Here is a 19,989-nt window from a genome sequence, read left to right on the forward strand (position 1 = left end):
GCGTTAGTACACTATGAAGCGTCGCTCGCTCGATCCCGAAACCCCGGCCGACTCGGCCGAGACCAGCCTGTGCGAGGCCCTGCTGGGCCTGTCCACCGTCGATGAGATGCGGGCTTTCCTGCATGACCTTTGCACCCCCGCGGAAATCGAGGTGATGGTCGACCGTTGGCGGGTGGTCCCCCACTTGCTGGAGGGGCGTTCCTATCGGGAGATCCACGAGCGGACGGCGGTGAGCATCACCACGATCGGTCGTGTGGCCCGTTACCTCAACCAGGGCAGCGGCGGCTACATGGCCGCGGCGGCGCGGCGGAACGCGGGAGGTGCCGCATGAAGCCGCGCGACCGCCTGCGGATCGCCATGCAGAAGTCCGGGCGGCTCACGGAGCCGGCCCAGGAGCTGCTGGCGCGTTGCGGCCTCAAGTTCCGCCAGAGCCGCGACAAGTTGTTCTGTTTCGGCGAGGGCGAGCCCGTCGACCTCCTGCTGGTCCGTGACGACGACATCCCCGGCCTGATCGCCGAAGGCGTATGCGACCTCGGCATCGTCGGCCGCAACGTCCTGCGGGAGTTCCAGCTTTCCAGCAGCGAGGCCGGGGCGGGCCTCGACGAACTGCGGTCGTTGGGCTTCGGCCACTGTCGCCTGTCCATCGCCGTCCCCCAGGAAGACGCCTACGACGGCCCTGCGCAGCTCGACGGCCAGCGTATCGCCACCTCGTATCCGGGGCTGCTTGGCGAATGGCTGCGGACGAACGGCGTGGACGCGAAGGTCGTGATGCTCGCCGGCTCCGTGGAGATCGCCCCCCGCCTGGGCACCGCCGATGCGATCTGCGACCTCGTCTCCAGCGGCGCCACCCTGGTCGCCAACCAGTTGAGGGAGGCGGCGGTGGTGGTGGAGAGCGAGGCCGTGCTGGCCGGGCACCGCGAGCTTCCGCCCGATGAGCGTGGCGAGATCGCCGAGCTGCTCCTGCGCCGGCTCGACGGCGTCATCCAGGTGCGCGACTCGCGCCTGATCCTGATGCAGGCACCGCGCGACGCGCTCGCCGCGATCACGCGGTTGTTGCCTGGCAGCCCGGTGCCGACGCTCACGCCGGTGGACGGTGCACCCGATCAGGTCGTGTTGCAGGCCCTGTGCGCCGGCTCGGTGAGCTGGCGCCAACTCGAAGACATGAAACGCGCCGGTGCTCGCGACATGCTGGTGCTGCCGGTGGAGAAGATGCTGGCATGAAACGGATCGACTGGACGACCCTGGACGAAAACGGCCGCGAGGCCGCGTTGGCGCGGCCCGCGCAGTCGCGCTCGGTAGAACTGCGCGAAGGCGTGGAAGCCATCGTGGCGGAGGTGCGCCGGCGTGGCGACGAGGCCTTGTCCGAACTCACGGCGCGCTACGACGGCACCCGCCTGCAAGGGCTGGAGGTCAGCGACGAGGAGTTCGCCGCGGCGGAGGCCCGCCTCGCGCCCGAACTGAAAGCCGCGGTGATCGAAGCCGCTGGCCGCATCGAGGCCTTCCATCGCGCGGCGGCGCCGACGCCCATCGCGGTCGACACCGCGCCGGGCGTGCGGGTGGAACGGGTATTGCGGCCCATCGGCCGGGTAGGCCTGTACGTCCCCGCCGGTGGTGCGCCCCTGCCGTCCACCGCGATCATGCTCGGTGTGCCGGCGGCCATCGCGGGCTGCCGCGACGTGGTGCTTTGCACGCCGGTGCAGGCCGATGGCCATTGCGACGATGCCGTGTTGTTCGCCGCGAAAGCCACGGGCGTGCATCGCGTATTCAAGCTTGGCGGCGCGCAGGCGATCGCCGCGATGGCTTACGGCACCGAAACCGTTCCACGCTGCGACAAGATTTTCGGGCCCGGTAACGCATGGGTCACCGAGGCGAAGTTGCAGGTGGCGGGCGATCCCGCCGGCGCGGCCATCGACATGCCGGCCGGCCCATCCGAGGTGCTTGTGATCGCCGACGCCGACGCCGACCCGCGTTTCGTCGCCGCCGACCTGCTCTCGCAAGCCGAGCACGGCCCGGATTCACAGGTGTTGTTGGTCAGCCCGTCGGCGGGCCTGCTCGATCGCGTGGCGATCGAGGTGGAGCGGCAGCGCGCCGCCTTGCCGCGGGCGGATATCGCCGCCAGGGCGCTGGCGGAAAGCCGTCTCGTGCAGGTGGACGATCTCGACGAGGCGATCGCGGTCAGCAACCGCTACGCGCCCGAGCACCTCATCATCCAGACCGCCGAACCACGGGCATTGCTCGACGCCGTCGAATCGGCCGGTTCCGTGTTCCTCGGCGAATGGACGCCTGAATCCGTGGGCGACTACTGCAGTGGCAGCAACCACGTATTGCCGACCTACGGGTACGCGCGCAGCTACAGCGGCGTCTCGGTCGCCAGCTTCCAGAAACAGGTCACCGTGCAGGAGGTGACCGCCGCCGGCCTGCGCGTCATCGGTCCTTGCGCGGCCACGCTGGCCGCCGCGGAGCAACTGGAGGCGCACCGCCGAGCGGTCACCTTGCGCCTCGCCGCGATGGATGCGACCGCATGAGCGTCCTCGACCTGGCCCGCCCCGATATCCGTGCGCTGTCACCCTACTCGAGCGCGCGCATGGAAGCGCAGGGTGGCACCGTCCTGCTCAACGCGAACGAGTCCTCGCGTCCTCCGAACATCCCCGGCGGCGATGGACTGAACCGCTATCCAGACCCGCAGCCGCGGGCGCTGGTGGACGCACTGGCCGACCTCTACGGCAGCCAGCCGGACCGCGTGCTCGTGACGCGCGGCAGCGACGAGGCAATCGACCTGCTCGTACGCGCCTTCTGTCGCGCGAGGGAGGATGCCGTCGTCGTCTCACCGCCCACCTTCGGCATGTACGCGGTCTGCGCGCGCATCCAGGGCGCCACCGTGATCGAAGCGCCGCTCGAACCTGCGGGTGGTCTCGACGCCGATAAGCTGCTTGCCGCCGTCACGCCGGCGACCAAGCTCGTCTTTGTCTGCACGCCCAACAATCCCACCGGCAATCTCGTGCGGCGCGATGTGCTGGAGCGCCTGGCCCGCGAACTCGACGGGCGTGCCGTACTGGTGATCGACGAGGCCTACGCCGAGTTCAGCGGGGTGGCCAGCGCGACGTCGCTGATCGACGATCATGACAACGTGGCCGTGCTGCGCACGTTGTCCAAGGCCTGGTCCCTGGCCGGCGCGCGTGTCGGAGCGCTGGTGGCGCACGCGGACGTGATCGCCTTGTTGCGCCGGATCATCCCGCCGTATCCGTTGCCGTCGCCCTGCGTGGACGCGGCGTTGGGCGCGCTCTCGTACGAAGGCAGGCGTGTGCAGCGCCACCACCTGCAGGAGATCCTCGCCGAGCGCACGCGCATGTTCACGGCGCTGTCGGCCATGCCGGGGGTTCGCGAAGTGTTGCCGTCGCATGCGAACTTCCTCGCCGTGCGTTTCGACGATGCCGCCGGTACCTACCGGCGCCTGCTCGCCGCCGGCATCGTCGTGCGCGACATCACGAGATACCCGGGACTCGGCGACGCGCTGCGCATCACCGTGGGCACGGGTAACGAGAACGATCGCGTGCTCGCGATCCTCCGCGCCGGAGCCACCGCATGAGCCGGAAGATCCTCTTCGTCGACCGCGACGGTTGCCTTATCGAGGAGCCGGCGGACGAGCAGATCGACAGCTTCGAAAAGCTGGCGCTGATGCCGGGCGTCGTCGCCGCGCTGCAACGCATCGTCGGTGCGGGATATGAACTGGTGATGGTGACCAACCAGGATGGCCTGGGCACGCCGGCCTTCCCGCAGGAAGCCTTCGATGGCCCGCATCAGCTCCTGCTGCGTATCCTCGCCTCGCAAGGCGTCACGTTCCGCGAACAGCTGATCGACCGGAGCCTTCCCCACGAGAAACGCGATACACGCAAGCCGGCCACCGGCCTGGCCCGGCACTGGCTTGCCGACGACAGCTGGAGCCGTGCGCAATCGGCCATGGTCGGCGATCGCGACACCGATCTCGTGTTCGCGGCGAACATGGGCGTGCGCGGTTTCCTCGTCGGCGCCCGCGGTGCGAGCTGGGCCGAGGTGGCGCACGCCTTGCTCGACGCGCCGCGTACCGCCGAAGTGGTGCGCAAGACGAAGGAAACCTCGATCCGCGTCGCCGTCGACCTCGACCGTGTCGCCGACCCCGTCGTACATACGGGGCTGGGCTTCTTCGACCACATGCTCGAACAGATCGGCAAGCACGGCGGCTTCGCGCTCGACCTGCGCTGCGATGGCGACACCCATATCGACGAACACCACACCATCGAGGATTCGGCGCTGGCGCTCGGCCAGGCCTTGCGCCAGGCCCTGGGCGACAAGCGTGGCATCGGCCGCTACGGCTTCGCCTTGCCCATGGACGAGAGCGCCGCACGTGCCGAACTGGATCTCTCCGGCCGCCCGTACTTCGTCTTCGAAGGCGAGTTCCCGCGTGAACGCGTCGGCGACGTGCCGACCGAACTCGTGCCGCATTTCTTCCGCTCGTTGTGCGAGACGCTCGGCGCGAACCTGCACCTCACCGTGCACGGGGAAAACGCGCACCACATGGTCGAAGGCTGCTTCAAGGTGGTCGCGCGTACCTTGCGCCAGGCGATCCGCCGCGAAGGCGAGGAGTTGCCCAGCACGAAAGGGAGCCTGTGATGCGGGTCGTCCTCGTAGACGCCGGTGGCACCAATATCGGGTCGGTGCGCTATGCCTTGCAGCGCCTCGGTACCGACGCCGAACTGACCTCCAGTGCGGCGGCGATTCGTGCCGCCAGCCATGTGATCCTGCCGGGCGTGGGCGCGGCGGGGCCTGGCATGCGCATGCTGCGCGAGGCCGGCCTGGTGGATGTGATACGCGGGCTCACCCAGCCGGTGCTCGGTGTCTGCCTTGGCATGCAATTGCTCTGCGAGCGCTCCGACGAAGCGGATACCGAGTGCCTCGGCGTGGTTCCCGCCACGGTACGGCGTTTCGTCGATACGCCAGGCTTGCGTGTGCCGCACATGGGTTGGAACAGCCTGCACGTCACCGCCAGTCATCCGCTCGTCGCGGGCTTGCGTGAAGGAGACACCGCTTACTTCGTGCACAGTTACGCGGTGCCCACCGGCGATTACACCCTCGCGGCGAGCGAGCACGGCATGCCCTTCGCTGCCGTCGTCGCCGCTGGCAACTTCATGGGCATGCAGTTCCACCCCGAGCGTTCGGCGGGCGTGGGCGCGCAGCTCCTGCGGAACTTCCTTGCCCTATGACACTTCCCATTCCCGCCATCGACCTGCGTGACGGCAAGGTCGTCCGCCTTTTCCAGGGCGACTACGCGCAGCAGACCACCTTCGCTTTCGAGCCCGAAGCGCTGGCCGCGCGTTACGCCGACGAAGGGGCCACGTGGTTGCACGTGGTCGACCTCGACGGCGCACGCACCGGCCGTTTCGAGAACCTCGCGACCATCGCCGGCATCGCCTCGGCGGGGCGGCTTCGCGTGCAGGCCGGCGGGGGCATTCGCGATGAAGACGGCGTGCGCCGCCTGTTGGCGGCGGGAGCGCAGCGCGTGGTGGTCGGCAGCATGGCCATACGCGCGCCCGAGACGGTGGCGGCGTGGATCGGGCGCTACGGCGCCGAGCGCATCGTGCTGGCGTTGGACACGCGTTTCCGCGATGGCGCATGGACCTTGCCGAGCGCCGGCTGGACGGCCGATGAGGCGCGTACGCTGGATGAACTCGTTCCCTGGTACGAAGCCGCCGGTGCACGCCATGTCCTTTGCACCGACATCGACCGTGACGGCACGATGACCGGCCCGAACGTCGCGCTGTACCACCACCTCGCCGCACTGGCGCCGTCACTGGACGTGCAGGCCTCGGGTGGTGTGCGTTCGCTCGACGATGTCGCAGGCCTCGCGCTGCAGGGTGTCGCGGGCGTCATCCTCGGCCGTGCCCTGCTGGAAGGCGCTTTCACGCTACCCGACGCGCTCGCCGTCGCACAGAAGGCGAACGCGTCATGCTGAATCGTCGCATCGTTCCCTGTCTCGACGTGCGCGACGGCCAGGTGGTGAAAGGCGTGCGCTTCCGTGACCACGTGGTGGTCGGCGAGATCGTCGAGCTGGCCCTGCGTTACCGCGACGAAGGGGCCGACGAACTGGTGTTCTATGACATCACCGCCAGTCCGGAAGGCCGCCGGGTCGACCGCGACTGGGTGGAACGGGTGGCACGCGAAATCGATATCCCGTTCTGCGTGGCCGGTGGCATTCGCAGCGTCGAGGATGCGCGCGAGGTCTTGCATGCGGGCGCGGACAAGGTCTCCATCAATTCCCCCGCGCTGGAGCGGCCGGCCCTGGTCGGCGAGATCGCCGACGCGTTCGGCGTGCAGTGCGTCGTCATCGGCGTGGACAGCTTGCGCGACGATGATGGCCAATGGCGCGTTCGCCAATACACGGGCGACCCTTCGCGCACGCGGGCCTTGCGCAAGCGCACGCTGGACTGGATCGAGGAGGTCCAACGGTTGGGGGCGGGTGAGATCGTGCTCAATTGCATGGGCACCGATGGCGTGCGTCGTGGCTATGACATCGAGCAGCTGAAGGCGGCGCGGGCGATCTGCCAAGTGCCGCTGGTCGCCTCCGGTGGCGCGGGCAAGCCGGAGCACTTCACCGAGGTGTTCCGTGACGCGGACGTCGATGCGGCGCTCGCGGCGAGCGTGTTCCATTCGGGCGATATCGGTATTCCCGCGCTCAAGAGCGACTTGCGCGCGCAAGGCATCGAGGTGAGGTTATGAGCGAGAGGGTCCCCGATTTCGCCAAGGGTGGCGGCCTGTTGCCGGCGATCGTGCAACATGCGCGTACGGGCGAGGTACTGATGCTGGGCTACATGGACGAGGCCGCGCTGGCGAAGACGCGGGAGTTCGGCCAGGTCACCTTCTTCAGCCGAAGCAAGCAGCGGTTATGGACCAAGGGCGAAACATCGGGCGACACGCTGGCCCTGGTCGATGCACGACTCGATTGCGACGCGGACACGATCCTCGTGCGCGCCTTGCCGGCCGGGCCCACGTGTCATACCGGCACGACGAGCTGCTTTGGCGACGATGTCGCGCCTGCCTTGGGATTCCTTGCGGAACTGGATGCGCTGGTCGCGTCGCGACACGCGGAGCGGCCACAAGGCAGCTACACGACGACGCTGTTCGAAGGCGGCATCCGCCGCATGGCGCAGAAGGTGGGAGAGGAGGGCGTCGAGACGGCGCTCGCCGCGATCGCCGAGGACGACGACGCGCTGATCGGCGAAGCCGCCGATCTCGTCTTCCACCTGATGGTGGTCCTGCGCGCGCGCGGCATCGGTTTCGACGCCGTGGCCGCGAAGCTGGCTTCGCGGCACGCGAAATGAAGCGGTCGCGCTAGGCGACCGCGGGCTTCCGCTTAGCGGTTGCCGCCGCGATTGCCGCCGCCACCGCCACGGTTTCCACCGCCGCCACCCGGACGACCGCCACGGTTGCCACCCGGACGCGGACCGCCGCCGGCACGGTTGCCGCCACCCTGGCCGCCACCGCCCGTGCGATTGCCGCCACCGGCGGGACCGCGACCACGATTGCCACCGCCATCGAAACGCGCGCCCGCTGGCGCACGATTGCCGTCGGAACGGCCCGGGCCTGCCGCACGGTTGCCTTCGGCACGGCCTTGGCCCATGGGCCGATTGCCGCCACCGGCGTTGCCGGGACGTCCACCCGGACGCGGACCGCGGTTGCCCGTGGCGTTACCGGCCGCGTTGCCGCCACCGGTACGGCTGTCGCCCGCGAACCACGTGCGGATCGACGGAAGTTCCTGGCCCGGCGCGACGCGACGCGACTTGCGCGGGCCGCCGGCGGCACCGCCGCGCTCGGGACGCGCGACGTTTCCGTTGACCTCGCGACGCGGAGCGCCCGCCTGGCCGCCGCGACCACCGCGGCCACCGGCACCGCCTCGTCCACCGCGCGGGTTGTCGTCGCGCAGGCGGTCGAAGGCGGTGAGTTCACGGGCTTCGTCGTGACGTGCCGAACTCCACGCACCCGTGGTGCGGGTATCCGGCTTGTATTCGGTGATATGGCGCGGGGCGCGGCGCTGGTGCACCACGGCGCTCAGCGTCAGCACGGGGGCCGGGGCACCGAGGCCCGCGCGCTCGCGCAGTTCCTTGATAGCGGTGTCGTCCAGTGATTCGCAATCGCCACGGCGCAGCGCGCGCGGCAGTTCGACCGTGCCGTAGCGAATGCGCTTCAGGCGGCTGACCAGGAAACCCTGCGAATCCCACAGGCGACGGACTTCGCGATTGCGACCCTCGCGGATGGTGACGCGGAACCAGCTATGGCTGCCGCCGCGGCTGATGGTGGCGATCTCGTCGAAGCGAGCGGGACCGTCTTCCAGTTCCACGCCGGCCTTGAGCCGCTCGATGACCTCGTCGGGCACCTCGCCGTGCACGCGGCAAAGGTATTCTCGCTCCAGGCCGCTCTTCGGATGCATCAGTGCGTTGGCGAGTTCGCCATCGGTGGTGAGCAGGAGCAGGCCGGTGGTGTTGATGTCGAGGCGGCCCACGGCGACCCAGCGGGCGCCGCGCAGGCGCGGCAGCTGTTCGAACACGGTGGGACGGCCTTCGGTGTCCTCGCGCGTGGTCACCACGCCTTCGGGCTTGTGGTAGACCAGCACTTCGGCATCGTTGCGGTTGTCGGTGGCGACGACGAACTGCTTGCCGTCCAGTACGACGCGGTCGCCGGCGTGGACGCTGGAGCCGATCGTGGCGACCGTGCCGTTGACCTCGACCTCGCCGGCCTGGATGCGCTGTTCGAGCATCCGGCGCGAGCCGAGTCCGGCGTTGGCGAGGACCTTGTGCAGGCGCTCCTCGAGCTGTTGGTTGCTGTCGGCGGGGTTGTCGCCGCCGCGCTTAAGGGTGAGCAGGGATCGCTGTGGCGCGTTCATGCGCGTGACTCCTCGGTATCTTTCTCGGCGTCGTCGTCTTCGGCGTCGCCTACGGGGTTCTCTGCCTCGTCGGCAGTGGGGGAAGCCGCGGCGACGTCGTCGCCGGCAGGCAGCTGGTTCGCGACCTCGACCTCGTCGCCCTCGATGGGCGCGGTCTCGGTAGCGGTGTTCGTATCGTCCGCTGTCGCGGGGTGGGCGGACGCGGGTATCGCGTCACCTTCGAAGCGCATCTGCGGATTGAGTTCCTCGAGGTCGCGGATCTCGGAAAGCGGGGGCAGGGCATCCAGCGACTTCAGGTTGAAGTAGTCGAGAAAGCCGCGCGTGGTGCCGAACAGGGCGGGCTTGCCCGGGACGTCGCGATGACCGACGACGCGGATCCATTCGCGTTCCTCGAGCGTCTTGATGATGTTCGAGGAGACCACCACGCCGCGGATCTGTTCGATCTCCGGACGGGTGATCGGCTGGCGGTAGGCGATCAGGGCCAGCGTCTCGAGCAGGGCGCGCGAATAGCGGCTCGGCTTTTCCGCCCACATCCGCGAGACCCAGGGATGCACGTCGCGACGGACCTGGTAACGCCAGCCGGAGGCCACCTCGACCAGTTCCACGCCGCGTCCTTCGCAGTCCCCGGCGAGCGACGCCAGGGCGGCCGTGAGTTCCTCCGTGCCGACGTCTTCTTCCTCGCCGAAAATCGCCTTCAGCTGCGCGATCGTCATCGGCTGGGTCGACGCCAGGAGCGCCGCTTCCACGATGGGTTTGAGTTGTTCGGGTTGCATAGGCCTTGGGGTGTACCGCGCCTTTCACGCGCGGATGGGTTCGTGCACGGGAGCGGTCGCTCGTGCGACGCCCCCCGGTTCGTGGCCCTTTGGAGGGCCTTCAGGCGAGCGCTTCCTCGGGCTCGGCCTCCATCTGTACCTTCGTCTTCAGGTAGATCGGCCCGAGGGCTTCTTCCTGGACGATTTCCACGAGCATTTCCTTCGCGAGTTCCAGCATGGCGAGGAAGGTGACCACGACGCCCAGCCGTCCCTCGTTGATGTCGAACAATGTTTCGAAGCGGTGGAAGCCGCCACCCTCGCTGAGGGTCTGGAGCAGGTCGCCCATGCGCTGGCGCACACTGAGCGGTTCGCGCTGGATCGCATGGTGCGTGAACAGATCGGCGCGGGTGAGCACGTCCTTGAGCGCGAGCAGGAGCTCCTTGAGGTCCAGCGGTGGCGGCACGCGTACCACGTTGTGCTCACCGACGAAGGCGTGGACCACGGTGGTGTCGCGTTCCAGGCGCGGCAGCTCGTCGATATCCGCCGCGGCCCGCTTGAAGCGTTCGTACTCCTGCAGGCGACGGACGAGCTCGGCGCGGGGATCCTCCTCGACGCCTTCCTCGGCCGGCGGCCGCGGCAGCAGCAACCTGGACTTGATCTCCGCGAGGATCGCGGCCATCAGCAGGTACTCCGCCGCGAGCTCCAGGCGCATCACCTCGCGCATCATGTCGATGTAGTCCATGTACTGCCGGGTGATCTCGGCCACGGGGATGTCGAGGATGTCGAGGTTTTGCCGGCGGATCAGGTACAGCAACAGGTCGAGTGGACCTTCGAACGATTCGAGGATGACTTCGAGCGCGTCCGGCGGGATGTACAGGTCCTGGGGCATTTGCAGCACCGGTTGCCCGCGCACGAGCGCGAGAGGCATTTCCTGCTGCTGCGGGATGCCCGCGAAGGCACCCTGGGCTTTTTCGACCACCTGGACTTCGGTTGTCTCGTTAGTCATCGGCACACGTCAGAAGGGTCGCGAGTGCGACCGGGAACGCAACAATCGATGCCGTCCGGCGGCTGCACCGCCACCTCGCCCGGCTTGCCACGCATCGTCGCCGACGAGCGAAGGGCAAGGCCGCTGGACACCCCAGGAGGGTCACCGTCTGTGAAGGAACGTCGGGAGCAGAGCGCGGCCGGTCCCTGGATCACGGACCGGTGAGGGCGCGACGCCCGAATAAGTTCACCCGATTGAGATACAGGGTATCGCCTGTGCCCGCCCAAGTCCAGCGGGCCGCCGCCGGTCGCTTCGACGTTGCGGCACAATAGGCGCCATGCAGCCGGGCCAGCGCGCGATCATCCACGTCGACATGGACGCTTTCTACGCGTCCGTGGAGGAACTGGACGACCCCTCCCTGGTCGGGAAACCCGTCATCGTGGCCGGACTGGGCCGGCGCGGCGTGGTGTCCACGGCCAACTACGAAGCGCGCAAATACGGGGTCCGCTCGGCCATGGCCACCTCGGAGGCCCGCCGGCGCTGCCCTGGCGGTGTCTACATCTTCCCCCGCCATGCACGCTACCAGGAGATCTCGAACGTGGTCTTCGGGGTATTCGCCGAGGTCACGCCCATGATCGAAGGCCTGTCGCTCGACGAGGCCTTCCTCGACGTCACGGGCAGCCTTCGCCTTTTTTCCTCCATCGAGGCCATCGGTCGCCGGGTGAAGGAGGGCATCCGCGAGCGCACGGGACTGAACGCTTCCGTGGGCATGTCGCATAACAAGCTCCTGGCCAAGCTGGCCAGCGAGCTGTCCAAGCCGAACGGCTTCCTGCGCATCGCGCCCGACGAGGTGCGCGGCTATCTCGATCCATTGCCTGTCGGCCGCATGTGGACGGTGGGGAAGGTGGCCGAGGAGTCCCTGCAGAAGGTCGGCATACGCACCATCGGCGACCTGGTCCGGGCCGACGCCTGGCGACTGAACAAGGCGGTCGGGGAGCGCCACGCGGCCCAGCTGCGCGAGCTTTGCCGCGGCGAGGACCGCCGGCCGGTGGTCACCGACGCCCCCGAGGTCTCGATCGGCTCGGAGTGGACCTTCGAGTACGACGTCGAGGAACTGTCCATCGCCGAGGCCTGGCTGTTGCGCCAGTGTGAGCGCGTGGGTGCGCGGGCAAGGGCGCGCGGCCTGGACGCACGTACGGTGTCGGTGAAATTGCGCGAACCGCCTTTCCTGACCCATAGCCGGCAGGCACAGTTGCCCGTTCCCGGCAACGCGACGGCCGACATCCATGCCGTGGCACGACGCTTGCTTCAAGTCTGGTGGGGTCAGCACCCCCGGCCGCGGCTTCGCCTGCTTGGCGTGACGCTGTCGGGTTTCGATGCCCGGCACGGCGACGAGCAGCAGGACATGTTCGCGGCGCCGGCGCCGGACAAGCGTTCCGACGGCGTGCAGGACCTGATCAATGGGCGCTTCGGCGCGGGGGCCCTGGTTCGCGCGGGAGTGCTCAAGACCCGCGGCAGCGAGTGAGTGTGCGGCAGGATGGCGGAAGGAACCTCGGACTGCGCTAATGTGTCCGTTTGTGACACGGAATGTAAGTGAACGAGGTGCGGTCATGCCGGTCACCACGGACAAGGAGGCACTATCGGGATGGGTGGAGAATCTGATGTCGAATGACAAGGAAGACCCGCAGACGCGCTATCGCCATGCGCGCATGAGGGTGCAGACCGCGGTACTGATGAGCCGTGGCGGCGAGGCGCACCCGACGGACCTGGTCGACATATCGGCCACGGGCGCCCTCCTGCGCCGTCCGCCCGGCTGGCGCGGCGAGCCAGGGCAGACCTGGATCCTGGACATGATCTTCGGCCACGACCTGCACATCCACCTGGAAGCCTCGGTGGCCCGCGTCTCCGCGCGGCAGATCGGCATGGAATACACCCTTATCCCCGAGGACAAGCAGGCGTCGCTCTGGGAATTGCTGGGCGGCTACGCGGACACGCTCGAGGCCTGGCAGGACGATTGAGAATCGGGTGTGGTAACCACCCTGAAGGCTTGAAGACCGAAGGCAGCCGACCTTATGGCCACCGACCTTGTGGGAGCCGACTTTGTGTGAGAGCCGACCTTGTGGGAGCTGGCCTTGTGGGAGCCGCTTCAGCGGCGATCCCGCGGCAGCGGGCCAGGACGAGGCAAGCACCCATCGCCGCTGAAGCGGCTCCCACAGGTGAAGCGGCTCCCGCATGCCCCTTTGACAAGACCCTTTAAGCAGCGGTCGGGCGGCTCTTCTTCCGTTCCTCGTCGCGAAGCTCGCGGCGGAGGATCTTGCCTACGTTGGTCTTGGGCAGCGCATCGCGGAACTCGATCTGCTTCGGGCGCTTATAGCCGGTGAGGTTCTCCCGGCAGTACTCCTTCAGCGCCTCGACGGTCAGCGAAGGGTCCTTGCGCACGACGAACAGTTTCACCACCTCGCCCGAATGCTCGTCGTCGATGCCGACCGCCGCGACCTCACCCACGCCCGGATGGCGCATGACGATGTCCTCGATCTCGTTCGGGTACACGTTGAAGCCGGAGACCAGGATCATGTCCTTCTTGCGGTCGACGATGAAGGCCTGGCCGGTCTCGTCCATGCGGGCGATGTCGCCGGTGCGCAACCAGCCATCCGCGTCGAGCACCTTGGCCGTTTCCTCCGGCTGTCGCCAGTAACCCTTCATCACCTGCGGGCCGCGAATGCAGAGTTCGCCGACTTCGCCGAGCGGAAGAACCTTGCCGTCCTCGTCACGGATCTGCGCGTCGGTGTCCGGGATGGGATAGCCGATCGAACCGGTGTAGTCCTTGATGTCGACGCGATTGGCGAACGCGACGGGCGAGGTCTCGGTGAGACCGTAGCCCTCGATGATGGGATGGCCGGTGACCTTCTTCCAGCGTTCGGCGACGGCGCGTTGCAGGGCCATGCCGCCGGCCATGGAAAGGTGCAGGTGCGAGAAGTCGACCTGGTCGAAGCCGGGGGTGTTCAGCAGGCCGTTGAACAGCGTGTTGACGCCGGTGATGGCGGTGAACTTCGTCTTCTGCAACTCCTTCACGAAGCCACGCATGTCGCGCGGATTGGTGATGAGATGGTTGAGGCCGCCAAGGCTGGTGAAGATGAGGCAATTCACCGTCAGCGAGAAGATGTGGTACAGCGGTAGCGCCGTGATGACCGTTTCCTCGCCCAGCGTGGCGTGGCCGGCGACCCACGGGCGGGTCTGCAGCATGTTCGCGACCATGTTGCGATGGGTGAGCATCGCGCCCTTCGCCACGCCGGTGGTGCCACCGGTGTACTGCAGGAAGGCGATGTCGTCGTGGCCGATCTCCACCGTGGGCAGCGGGTGCGCCTTGCCACGGGCGAGCGCGTCGCGGAAACGCACGGCCTGCGGCAGCTTGAACGGCGGCACTTCCTTGCGCAGCGTCTTCACCACGAAGTTGATGATGTTGCCCTTCGGGAAGCCGACCATGTCGCCGACGGCGGTGGTGATGACATGGCGTACCTGGGTACCTTCCACGGCCTGTTGCGCCGTGGCGGCGAAGTTGTCCAGGACCACCAGCGCCTGCGCACCCGAGTCTTCCAGTTGGTGATGCAGTTCGCGCGCCGTGTATAGCGGATTCGTGTTTACTACGGTGAGGCCGAGGCGCAGCGCGCCGAACAGGGCGATCGGGTACTGCAGCAGGTTCGGCAGCATGATCGCCAGGCGGTCGCCCTTCTTCAGGCCGAGTTCGCCGGAGAGGTAGCCCGCGAAGGCGCGCGAGAGTTCGTCGACCTGGCCGTAGTTCAGCACCTTGCCGAAGTTCGCGAACGCCGGGCGGTCACGAAATTTCTTAAAGGAGTCTTCGAAGACGGCCGCCACGGAGCGGTACGCGTTGACGTCGATGTCGGCGGGAATGCCGGCAGGGTAGTGGTCGAGCCACGGACGCTCAATGCTCATGAATCGGACGAACTCCAGGAAGTGACGGATGCACGGCGCATCGTCATAAGGCCGTGGCATTGGAGCATACGCCCGCGTATAGCGGCAAGCCGCATTGCAGCGCGTTTTGATGGGGAGGAAGCACGATGTGGAAAGCGGGAACGTTGCTGGTCGTCCTCGCATTGGCGGGTGTCGCCGGTTGCCGGCATACACCGGACGAGGAGCAGGTGCGCTCGGCGATAACGGCTGCCTCGGTAGGTGCCGAAGCGGGCAAGGCGGGGGATACCGTCGTTGCGTTGACGGACGATTTCGACGGCAATGCGGGACAGCTCGATCGCGCCTCGCTGGCGAACCTGGTGCGGGTCTACGCGCTTCGCGGGCAGAAGGTCCACGTGCTGATGGGGCCGACGGAAGTCGAGAAGCGTGGCGATCGGCTGGTGGCTACGTTCACCGTCACCCTGACCGCCGGGGTGGGCGTGTTGCCCGATAACGCCGGGGCCTACGTGGTGGAGACGGGCTGGCGGAAGGAAGGGCGCGAGTGGCGTTGCTTTACGGCGAACTGGAAGCGCGCGTTGTAGACCGAATCGCCGACAGGGTCGGCTCCCACCAAGGCCTGGCCACCGACAGGGTCGGCTCCCACCAAGGCTTGGCGAGTCACCGATAAGGCCGGCTCCCACCAGGTGCGAAACCTGGTGGGAGCCGACCCTGTCGGCGATGCTTTCTTAGGCCGCCTTCGCCAACTGGCGAAGCACGTACTGCAGGATGCCGCCGTGGCGGAAGAACTCGCGCTCCTTCGGGGTCAGCAGCAGCACCTTCACGGTGAACTCCTTGACCGAACCGTCCGGACGCGTGGCCTTGACCGTCGCCGTCTTCGACTCGCCGCCATTGAGGCCGGTGATGTCGAACACCTCGTCGCCCTTCAGACCCAGCGTCTGCGCGTTCTCGCCGTCCTGGAACTGGCAGGGCAGCACGCCCATGCCGACCAGGTTCGAGCGGTGGATGCGCTCGAAGCTCTCGGTGATCACCGCCTTGACGCCCAGCAGCAGGGTGCCCTTCGCAGCCCAGTCACGCGACGAACCCGTGCCGTATTCCTTGCCGGCGAGGACGACCAGCGGGGTGCCGTCGGCCTTGTACTTCATGGCGGCGTCGTAGATCGCCATTTCTTCGCCGGTCGGGATGTACTTGGTGTAGCCACCCTCGACGCCGTCGAGCATCAGGTTCTTGATGCGGATGTTGGCGAAGGTGCCGCGCACCATCACGTCGTCGTTGCCGCGACGCGAACCGTAGGAGTTGAAGTCCTTCGGCTCCACGCCCTTGGAGATCAGGAAGCGGCCCGCCGGGCTGTCCTTCTTGATCGAGCCGGCCGGCGAGATGTGGTCGGTGGTGATCGAGTCGCCGAAGATGCCCATGGCGCGCGCGCCGTGGATGTCCTCGATGGTGCCGGCCTCGGCGGTCATGCCGTCGAAGTAAGGCGGGTTCTTGATGTAGGTGGAATCGTCCCAGGCGTAGGTCTTGCCATCCGGCGAGGCGATGGCGTTCCAGCGGCTGTCGCCCTTGAAGACGTCGGCGTAGCTGTCCTTGAACATCTGCGGGCTGATCGCGCCGGCGATGGCGTCGGAAACTTCCTGGTTGCTCGGCCAGATGTCCTTCAGGTAGACGGGCTTGCCGTCGCTACCGGTGCCGATGGCGTCCTTGGTCAGGTCGATGTTCAGCGTGCCGGCCAGCGCGTAGGCGACGACCAGCGGCGGCGAGGCCAGGTAGTTCATCTTCACTTCGGGATGCACGCGGCCCTCGAAGTTGCGGTTGCCCGAAAGCACCGACGCCACGGCGAGGTCGCCATCGGCGATGCCCTTGCTGATCTCGACCGGCAGCGGACCGGAGTTGCCGATGCAGGTGGTGCAGCCGTAGCCGACCACGTAGAAGCCCACCTTCTCGAGTTCCTCGAGCAGGCCGGTCTTCTTCAGGTACTCGGTCACGACCAGCGAGCCCGGTCCGAGCGAGGGCTTCACCCACGGCTGCGAGGTGAGGCCGCGCGCGGCGGCCTTCTTCGCCAGCAGGCCGGCGGCGAGCATCACGGCCGGGTTGGAGGTGTTGGTGCACGAGGTGATCGCGGCGATCACGACCGAGCCGTCATTGATGCGGAAGGACTTGCCGTTCTTCTCGACGAGCACGCCTTCGCCATCGACGGCGTTGGCTTCGTTGCCGACGGCGGTACCGCCGCCTTCATTGTTGAAGCGGGCGACGTCGCCGTTCTTAGGCTTGCGGTTCGCGGTGAGCGGGCCGACGGCGTCGAGGAAGCTGTCCTTGACCGACTCCAGCAACACACGGTCCTGTGGACGCTTCGGGCCGGCCAGCGACGGGCGAACGTCGGCGAGGTCGAGTTCGAGCGTGGTGGTGAATTCGGCTTCCGGCGTGTTCGCGTCGTGCCACAGGCCCTGCGCCTTGGCGTAGGTCTCGACCAGGGCGATCAGCGCCTCGTCGCGGCCGGACAGGCGCATGTAGTTCAGTGCTTCCTGGTCGATCGGGAAGATGCCGCAGGTGGCGCCGTATTCCGGGGCCATGTTGGCGATCGTGGCGCGGTCGGCCAGCGGCAGGTTCTGCAGGCCCGGGCCGAAGAACTCGACGAACTTGCCGACGACGCCGAGCTTGCGCAGCATCTGGGTGACGGTGAGCACGAGGTCGGTGGCGGTGACGCCTTCCGAGAGCTTGCCCTTGAGGCGGAAGCCGACGACCTGCGGGATCAGCATGGACGACGGCTGGCCGAGCATCGCGGCCTCGGCCTCGATGCCGCCCACGCCCCAGCCCAGCACGCCGAGGCCGTTGATCATCGTGGTGTGCGAGTCGGTGCCGAAGACGGTATCCGGATAGGCGAACGATTCACCGTCCACTTCGCTGGTGAAGACGACGCGGGCGAGGTTCTCCAGGTTCACCTGGTGGACGATGCCCGTGCGCGGCGGCACGACCTTGAAGTTGTTGAAGGCCTTCTGGCCCCAGCGCAGGAAGGAGTAGCGCTCCTGGTTGCGCTCGAATTCGATGGCGACGTTCTGCTCGAGCGAGCTTTCCGTGCCGAACGTGTCGACCTGCACCGAGTGGTCGATGACCAGTTCGGCCGGCGCCAGCGGGTTGATCTTGTCCGGGTCGCCGCCGAGCTTGGTCACGGCGTCGCGCATGGCGGCCAGGTCGACCACACAGGGCACGCCGGTGAAATCCTGCAGGACCACGCGGGCGGGCATGAAGGAGATCTCGGTGTCCGGTTCGGCCTTGGCATCCCACTTGGCCACGGCCTCGATTTCCTTGGCGGTGACGTTCACGCCGTCTTCCTGGCGGAGCAGGTTCTCCAGCAGGATCTTCATCGAGTAGGGCAGGCGCTTGATGTCGAACGTCTTGCCGAACTTGGCCAGGCTGGCGATGGTGTGGCGCTTGCCGTTGACTTCGATACTGTCTCGGACTGAGAACGAGTCTTTCATGCTGTACTCCTGGCGTGACGTTCTTTAGCTGGGGAGGCCTGGCGGACCCTTGCGGATCGCCAAAGGCGTTGATTATCGCGCAGTCTGCCGCTGGTGTGCGACCGCCGTGAGACCGGCCTCCGGCTAGAATGGGCGTTCGGTGGCGCAGGCCGCGCGAAATCTGGGCGGCGGAAGGATGAGGGCCGGAGCACGTGAGCGCAAACGTATTTGATGGCACGCAGCGTTCGATGATATCGATGGCCTTGTCGTCGGTGTCGTTGCGCGACCTGGCCCTGGTCCAGGCCGTGGCCCGGGAGGGCAGCTTCAACAGCGCCGCCCGGGCCATGTACATCAGCCCTTCCGGCCTGTCGCACCAGGTGCAGAAGGTGGAGCAGGCGCTTGGCACGCCCCTGTTCGAACGCGGTGGCCGGCGAGTGGTGCCCACCGCCAGCGGGCAGCGCCTGCTCGGCTATATAGAAGAGGTGCTGGCCTCGGCCGAGCATCTGGAACACGCGGCCCGGGCCGGGGATGTCGCCTTTGGCGGCGAATTGCGGCTGGGGGTGCCCTCCACGCTGGGACCCTACCTGCTGCCCCACTTCATCGAGCCGTTTCCCCAGCGTTTCCCGGGTGCCCGCCTGACGATTTCCGAAGGCAAGCCGCGAGGCCTGTCGCGCCGTTTGCAAGAGGGCGAGCTGGACGCCGTGCTGGCACCGCCGAGCGCGATCGTCACCGGGCTGGAGTCCATCCCGCTGTTCTTCGAGCCTTACGAGTTGATGCTGCATAAGGGCCACCCGCTGGCCGGACGCATGTCCATCGCGCTGACCGAACTGGACGCGGCGGACGCCACGCTGATGGCCGAGAGTCACGGAAATGGCGTGTCCGACCTCGGCATGAGCGGCTCGGCACGGCCCGAGCGCATCCAGGACCTGAGCATCGAAAGCCTTGCCACGCTGGTCGCGCTGCGGGGTGGCTACACGCTGGTGCCGATCCTCGCGCACGAGCGGCTGGGTTCCATACCGAACGTGGTGTTGGCGGCGGTGGAAGGCGCGAGGCCGGGGCGGCATATCTCGCTGTACTGGCGGAATGCCACGCCGTGGCGGGAGGATCTGGCGCAGTTCGGCGATTTGCTGCGGGCGCTGGCCGAGGCGATCCCCGGGCTGGATGCGGCGGCTCCGTAGGCTATCGCCGCCGAGGCGGCTTCCCACCAGATGCGCGCGGCGCTCAGGCCGGGCCGCGGGGCTCGATCTCGATCAGCCGCCGTCGTCCAGGGTCGAGCCGGTCAGCAGGCCCCGGGCCAGCATCGCGCATTGCTTGCGGTAGATCAGCAGGTGCCATTGGCGGCCGCCGATCTGGTTCCACAGGACCGCCGAGCGCACGGCTGCCAGCAAGGCCGCCCGTACCTTGTCCACGTTCGCTTTCTGCTGCAGGTGCGATGGCGTACCCGTGACCATGACGCGGGGCTTCAGCGTGGATAGCGTGGAGGTGTACACCTCGGCCAGCCTCGCCGCGACATTGGGGTGGCCGATGCCGAAATGCTCGACCTGGCGTTGCGTGCCGACGATGCCCTCGCGCAGGCGCTCAAGCAGGCCGCGGTTGCGCGACAGCGAGCGTTCGAGGCGTAGCACGGTGATCGCCATGCGCATCACCGCCACGTCGCGGGTCTGGTCCTCGAACTGCGCGACCAACGTGCGCAATCCCCGCCTCACTCCCGAGACACCGCCATAGACGGACGCCACCGAATCGGCGTCGATTCGGAACACGCTGGCAAGGCTGGCCTCGAAGGCGGTCTCGTCGCACCGCCCGTCGGTAGCCAGTTGCTGCGCGAGGGCGACGCCCTGGAAGACCCCGGCAAGGGCGAGGACGCGTTCTTCATTCATGCGGAAAGCTCGGGAAATGTAGGGGGGAGAAGAAGTGACTCGAAGCAGCGCGGTCTGGCGAGTTCCTGGTGGGAACCGACCCTGTCGG

At 67.5% G+C, this 19,989-nt stretch carries 19 protein-coding genes; 13 read left to right on the forward strand and 6 right to left on the reverse strand.

The genetic code is table 11. The features are described from left to right. Positions 1-13: 13 nt before the first annotated feature. The 9 genes from ACR9Y6_RS02500 to hisIE are packed head-to-tail and all read left to right on the forward strand — an operon-like array spanning position 14 to position 7,352. Positions 14-331 carry a YerC/YecD family TrpR-related protein gene (locus tag ACR9Y6_RS02500; protein ID WP_306850450.1) on the forward strand — a complete coding sequence of 106 codons (318 nt, stop codon included), beginning with the start codon at positions 14-16 and terminating at the stop codon, positions 329-331. After that, positions 328-1,221: an ATP phosphoribosyltransferase gene (gene hisG / locus ACR9Y6_RS02505; RefSeq protein ID WP_481279843.1), complete on the forward strand. Its 894-nt coding sequence runs from the start codon at positions 328-330 to the stop codon at positions 1,219-1,221. The genes ACR9Y6_RS02500 and hisG overlap by 4 nt, the downstream gene beginning before the upstream one ends. After that, positions 1,218-2,525, forward strand: coding sequence for a histidinol dehydrogenase (gene hisD, locus ACR9Y6_RS02510; protein WP_481279844.1), 1,308 nt, complete (start codon positions 1,218-1,220; stop codon positions 2,523-2,525). Before hisG ends, hisD begins: the two co-directional genes overlap by 4 nt. After that, the gene (gene hisC / locus ACR9Y6_RS02515; protein WP_481279845.1) at positions 2,522-3,586 is read left to right on the forward strand and encodes a histidinol-phosphate transaminase; all 1,065 of its coding nucleotides are present in this window, start codon (positions 2,522-2,524) and stop codon (positions 3,584-3,586) included. Before hisD ends, hisC begins: the two co-directional genes overlap by 4 nt. Beyond that, positions 3,583-4,647 (forward strand): bifunctional histidinol-phosphatase/imidazoleglycerol-phosphate dehydratase HisB, encoded by a 1,065-nt coding sequence (gene hisB / locus ACR9Y6_RS02520; RefSeq protein ID WP_481279846.1) that lies wholly within the window; start codon positions 3,583-3,585, stop codon positions 4,645-4,647. Before hisC ends, hisB begins: the two co-directional genes overlap by 4 nt. Further along, a complete protein-coding gene (gene hisH, locus ACR9Y6_RS02525; protein WP_481279847.1) occupies positions 4,647-5,237 on the forward strand; it encodes an imidazole glycerol phosphate synthase subunit HisH in 591 nt (196 codons plus the stop codon). The genes hisB and hisH overlap by 1 nt, the downstream gene beginning before the upstream one ends. Further along, positions 5,234-5,986 (forward strand): 1-(5-phosphoribosyl)-5-[(5-phosphoribosylamino)methylideneamino]imidazole-4-carboxamide isomerase, encoded by a 753-nt coding sequence (gene hisA / locus ACR9Y6_RS02530; protein ID WP_481279848.1) that lies wholly within the window; start codon positions 5,234-5,236, stop codon positions 5,984-5,986. The genes hisH and hisA overlap by 4 nt, the downstream gene beginning before the upstream one ends. Next, complete coding sequence (hisF, locus tag ACR9Y6_RS02535) at positions 5,980-6,750, forward strand: imidazole glycerol phosphate synthase subunit HisF (RefSeq protein WP_481279849.1); 771 nt, start codon at positions 5,980-5,982, stop codon at positions 6,748-6,750. The genes hisA and hisF overlap by 7 nt, the downstream gene beginning before the upstream one ends. Then, the gene (gene hisIE / locus ACR9Y6_RS02540) at positions 6,747-7,352 is read left to right on the forward strand and encodes a bifunctional phosphoribosyl-AMP cyclohydrolase/phosphoribosyl-ATP diphosphatase HisIE (RefSeq protein WP_481279850.1); all 606 of its coding nucleotides are present in this window, start codon (positions 6,747-6,749) and stop codon (positions 7,350-7,352) included. The genes hisF and hisIE overlap by 4 nt, the downstream gene beginning before the upstream one ends. A 32-nt stretch (positions 7,353-7,384) precedes the next feature. Here hisIE and ACR9Y6_RS02545 read toward each other — a convergent pair whose 3' ends face one another. From ACR9Y6_RS02545 to ACR9Y6_RS02555, 3 genes are all read right to left on the reverse strand, one after another. Then, a complete protein-coding gene (locus ACR9Y6_RS02545; RefSeq protein WP_481279851.1) occupies positions 7,385-8,911 on the reverse strand; it encodes a pseudouridine synthase in 1,527 nt (508 codons plus the stop codon). Continuing rightward, a complete protein-coding gene (scpB, locus tag ACR9Y6_RS02550) occupies positions 8,908-9,684 on the reverse strand; it encodes an SMC-Scp complex subunit ScpB (protein WP_481279852.1) in 777 nt (258 codons plus the stop codon). The genes ACR9Y6_RS02545 and scpB overlap by 4 nt, the downstream gene beginning before the upstream one ends. Positions 9,685-9,784: 100 nt before the next feature. Next, positions 9,785-10,591, reverse strand: coding sequence for a segregation and condensation protein A (locus ACR9Y6_RS02555; protein WP_306850689.1), 807 nt, complete (start codon positions 10,589-10,591; stop codon positions 9,785-9,787). A 394-nt stretch (positions 10,592-10,985) separates the two neighbouring features. Here ACR9Y6_RS02555 and dinB point away from each other — a divergent pair, with 394 nt between their 5' ends. Next, positions 10,986-12,173, forward strand: a complete 1,188-nt coding sequence (dinB, locus tag ACR9Y6_RS02560) for a DNA polymerase IV (protein ID WP_481279853.1) — start codon at positions 10,986-10,988, stop codon at positions 12,171-12,173. Positions 12,174-12,309: 136 nt separating this feature from the next. Next, entirely contained in the window at positions 12,310-12,666 is a 357-nt protein-coding gene (locus ACR9Y6_RS02565) for a PilZ domain-containing protein (protein WP_448099457.1), read from the forward strand. A gap of 235 nt (positions 12,667-12,901) precedes the next feature. Here ACR9Y6_RS02565 and ACR9Y6_RS02570 read toward each other — a convergent pair whose 3' ends face one another. Then, complete coding sequence (locus tag ACR9Y6_RS02570; protein WP_481279854.1) at positions 12,902-14,599, reverse strand: AMP-binding protein; 1,698 nt, start codon at positions 14,597-14,599, stop codon at positions 12,902-12,904. 125 nt (positions 14,600-14,724) lie between these two features. Between ACR9Y6_RS02570 and ACR9Y6_RS02575 the strand changes: the two genes are divergently transcribed. Next, positions 14,725-15,156, forward strand: a complete 432-nt coding sequence (locus tag ACR9Y6_RS02575) for a hypothetical protein (RefSeq protein ID WP_481279855.1) — start codon at positions 14,725-14,727, stop codon at positions 15,154-15,156. 144 nt (positions 15,157-15,300) lie between these two features. On the opposite strand, the gene acnA is transcribed toward ACR9Y6_RS02575, so the two are convergent. Then, positions 15,301-18,045: an aconitate hydratase AcnA gene (gene acnA / locus ACR9Y6_RS02580; RefSeq protein WP_481279856.1), complete on the reverse strand. Its 2,745-nt coding sequence runs from the start codon at positions 18,043-18,045 to the stop codon at positions 15,301-15,303. Between the two features lie 227 nt (positions 18,046-18,272). Between acnA and ACR9Y6_RS02585 the strand changes: the two genes are divergently transcribed. Continuing rightward, on the forward strand, positions 18,273-19,202 hold the full coding sequence (locus tag ACR9Y6_RS02585; protein WP_481282676.1) for a LysR family transcriptional regulator: 930 nt from the start codon (positions 18,273-18,275) through the stop codon (positions 19,200-19,202). Positions 19,203-19,274: 72 nt separating this feature from the next. Here ACR9Y6_RS02585 and hflD read toward each other — a convergent pair whose 3' ends face one another. Further along, on the reverse strand, positions 19,275-19,901 hold the full coding sequence (hflD, locus tag ACR9Y6_RS02590) for a high frequency lysogenization protein HflD (RefSeq protein WP_481279857.1): 627 nt from the start codon (positions 19,899-19,901) through the stop codon (positions 19,275-19,277). Positions 19,902-19,989: the final 88 nt, after the last annotated feature.

The organism is Luteibacter sp. TLI7-4A, assembly GCF_056754745.1.

What these genes read in the sequence shown, in the direction of transcription:
- hflD (WP_481279857.1), bottom strand. Translation starts at nt 19,901, where the DNA reads ATGAATGAAGAACGCGTCCTCGCCCTTGCCGGGGTCTTCCAGGGCGTC.
- ACR9Y6_RS02555 (WP_306850689.1), bottom strand. Translation starts at nt 10,591, where the DNA reads ATGCCTCTCGCGCTCGTGCGCGGGCAACCGGTGCTGCAAATGCCCCAG.
- hisA (WP_481279848.1), top strand. Translation starts at nt 5,234, where the DNA reads ATGACACTTCCCATTCCCGCCATCGACCTGCGTGACGGCAAGGTCGTC.
- hisD (WP_481279844.1), top strand. Translation starts at nt 1,218, where the DNA reads ATGAAACGGATCGACTGGACGACCCTGGACGAAAACGGCCGCGAGGCC.
- acnA (WP_481279856.1), bottom strand. Translation starts at nt 18,045, where the DNA reads ATGAAAGACTCGTTCTCAGTCCGAGACAGTATCGAAGTCAACGGCAAG.
- hisH (WP_481279847.1), top strand. Translation starts at nt 4,647, where the DNA reads ATGCGGGTCGTCCTCGTAGACGCCGGTGGCACCAATATCGGGTCGGTG.
- ACR9Y6_RS02500 (WP_306850450.1), top strand. Translation starts at nt 14, where the DNA reads ATGAAGCGTCGCTCGCTCGATCCCGAAACCCCGGCCGACTCGGCCGAG.
- ACR9Y6_RS02585 (WP_481282676.1), top strand. Translation starts at nt 18,273, where the DNA reads ATGATATCGATGGCCTTGTCGTCGGTGTCGTTGCGCGACCTGGCCCTG.
- hisIE (WP_481279850.1), top strand. Translation starts at nt 6,747, where the DNA reads ATGAGCGAGAGGGTCCCCGATTTCGCCAAGGGTGGCGGCCTGTTGCCG.
- hisG (WP_481279843.1), top strand. Translation starts at nt 328, where the DNA reads ATGAAGCCGCGCGACCGCCTGCGGATCGCCATGCAGAAGTCCGGGCGG.
- scpB (WP_481279852.1), bottom strand. Translation starts at nt 9,684, where the DNA reads ATGCAACCCGAACAACTCAAACCCATCGTGGAAGCGGCGCTCCTGGCG.
- ACR9Y6_RS02570 (WP_481279854.1), bottom strand. Translation starts at nt 14,599, where the DNA reads ATGAGCATTGAGCGTCCGTGGCTCGACCACTACCCTGCCGGCATTCCC.
- ACR9Y6_RS02575 (WP_481279855.1), top strand. Translation starts at nt 14,725, where the DNA reads ATGTGGAAAGCGGGAACGTTGCTGGTCGTCCTCGCATTGGCGGGTGTC.
- ACR9Y6_RS02565 (WP_448099457.1), top strand. Translation starts at nt 12,310, where the DNA reads ATGTCGAATGACAAGGAAGACCCGCAGACGCGCTATCGCCATGCGCGC.
- hisF (WP_481279849.1), top strand. Translation starts at nt 5,980, where the DNA reads ATGCTGAATCGTCGCATCGTTCCCTGTCTCGACGTGCGCGACGGCCAG.
- hisB (WP_481279846.1), top strand. Translation starts at nt 3,583, where the DNA reads ATGAGCCGGAAGATCCTCTTCGTCGACCGCGACGGTTGCCTTATCGAG.
- dinB (WP_481279853.1), top strand. Translation starts at nt 10,986, where the DNA reads ATGCAGCCGGGCCAGCGCGCGATCATCCACGTCGACATGGACGCTTTC.
- ACR9Y6_RS02545 (WP_481279851.1), bottom strand. Translation starts at nt 8,911, where the DNA reads ATGAACGCGCCACAGCGATCCCTGCTCACCCTTAAGCGCGGCGGCGAC.
- hisC (WP_481279845.1), top strand. Translation starts at nt 2,522, where the DNA reads ATGAGCGTCCTCGACCTGGCCCGCCCCGATATCCGTGCGCTGTCACCC.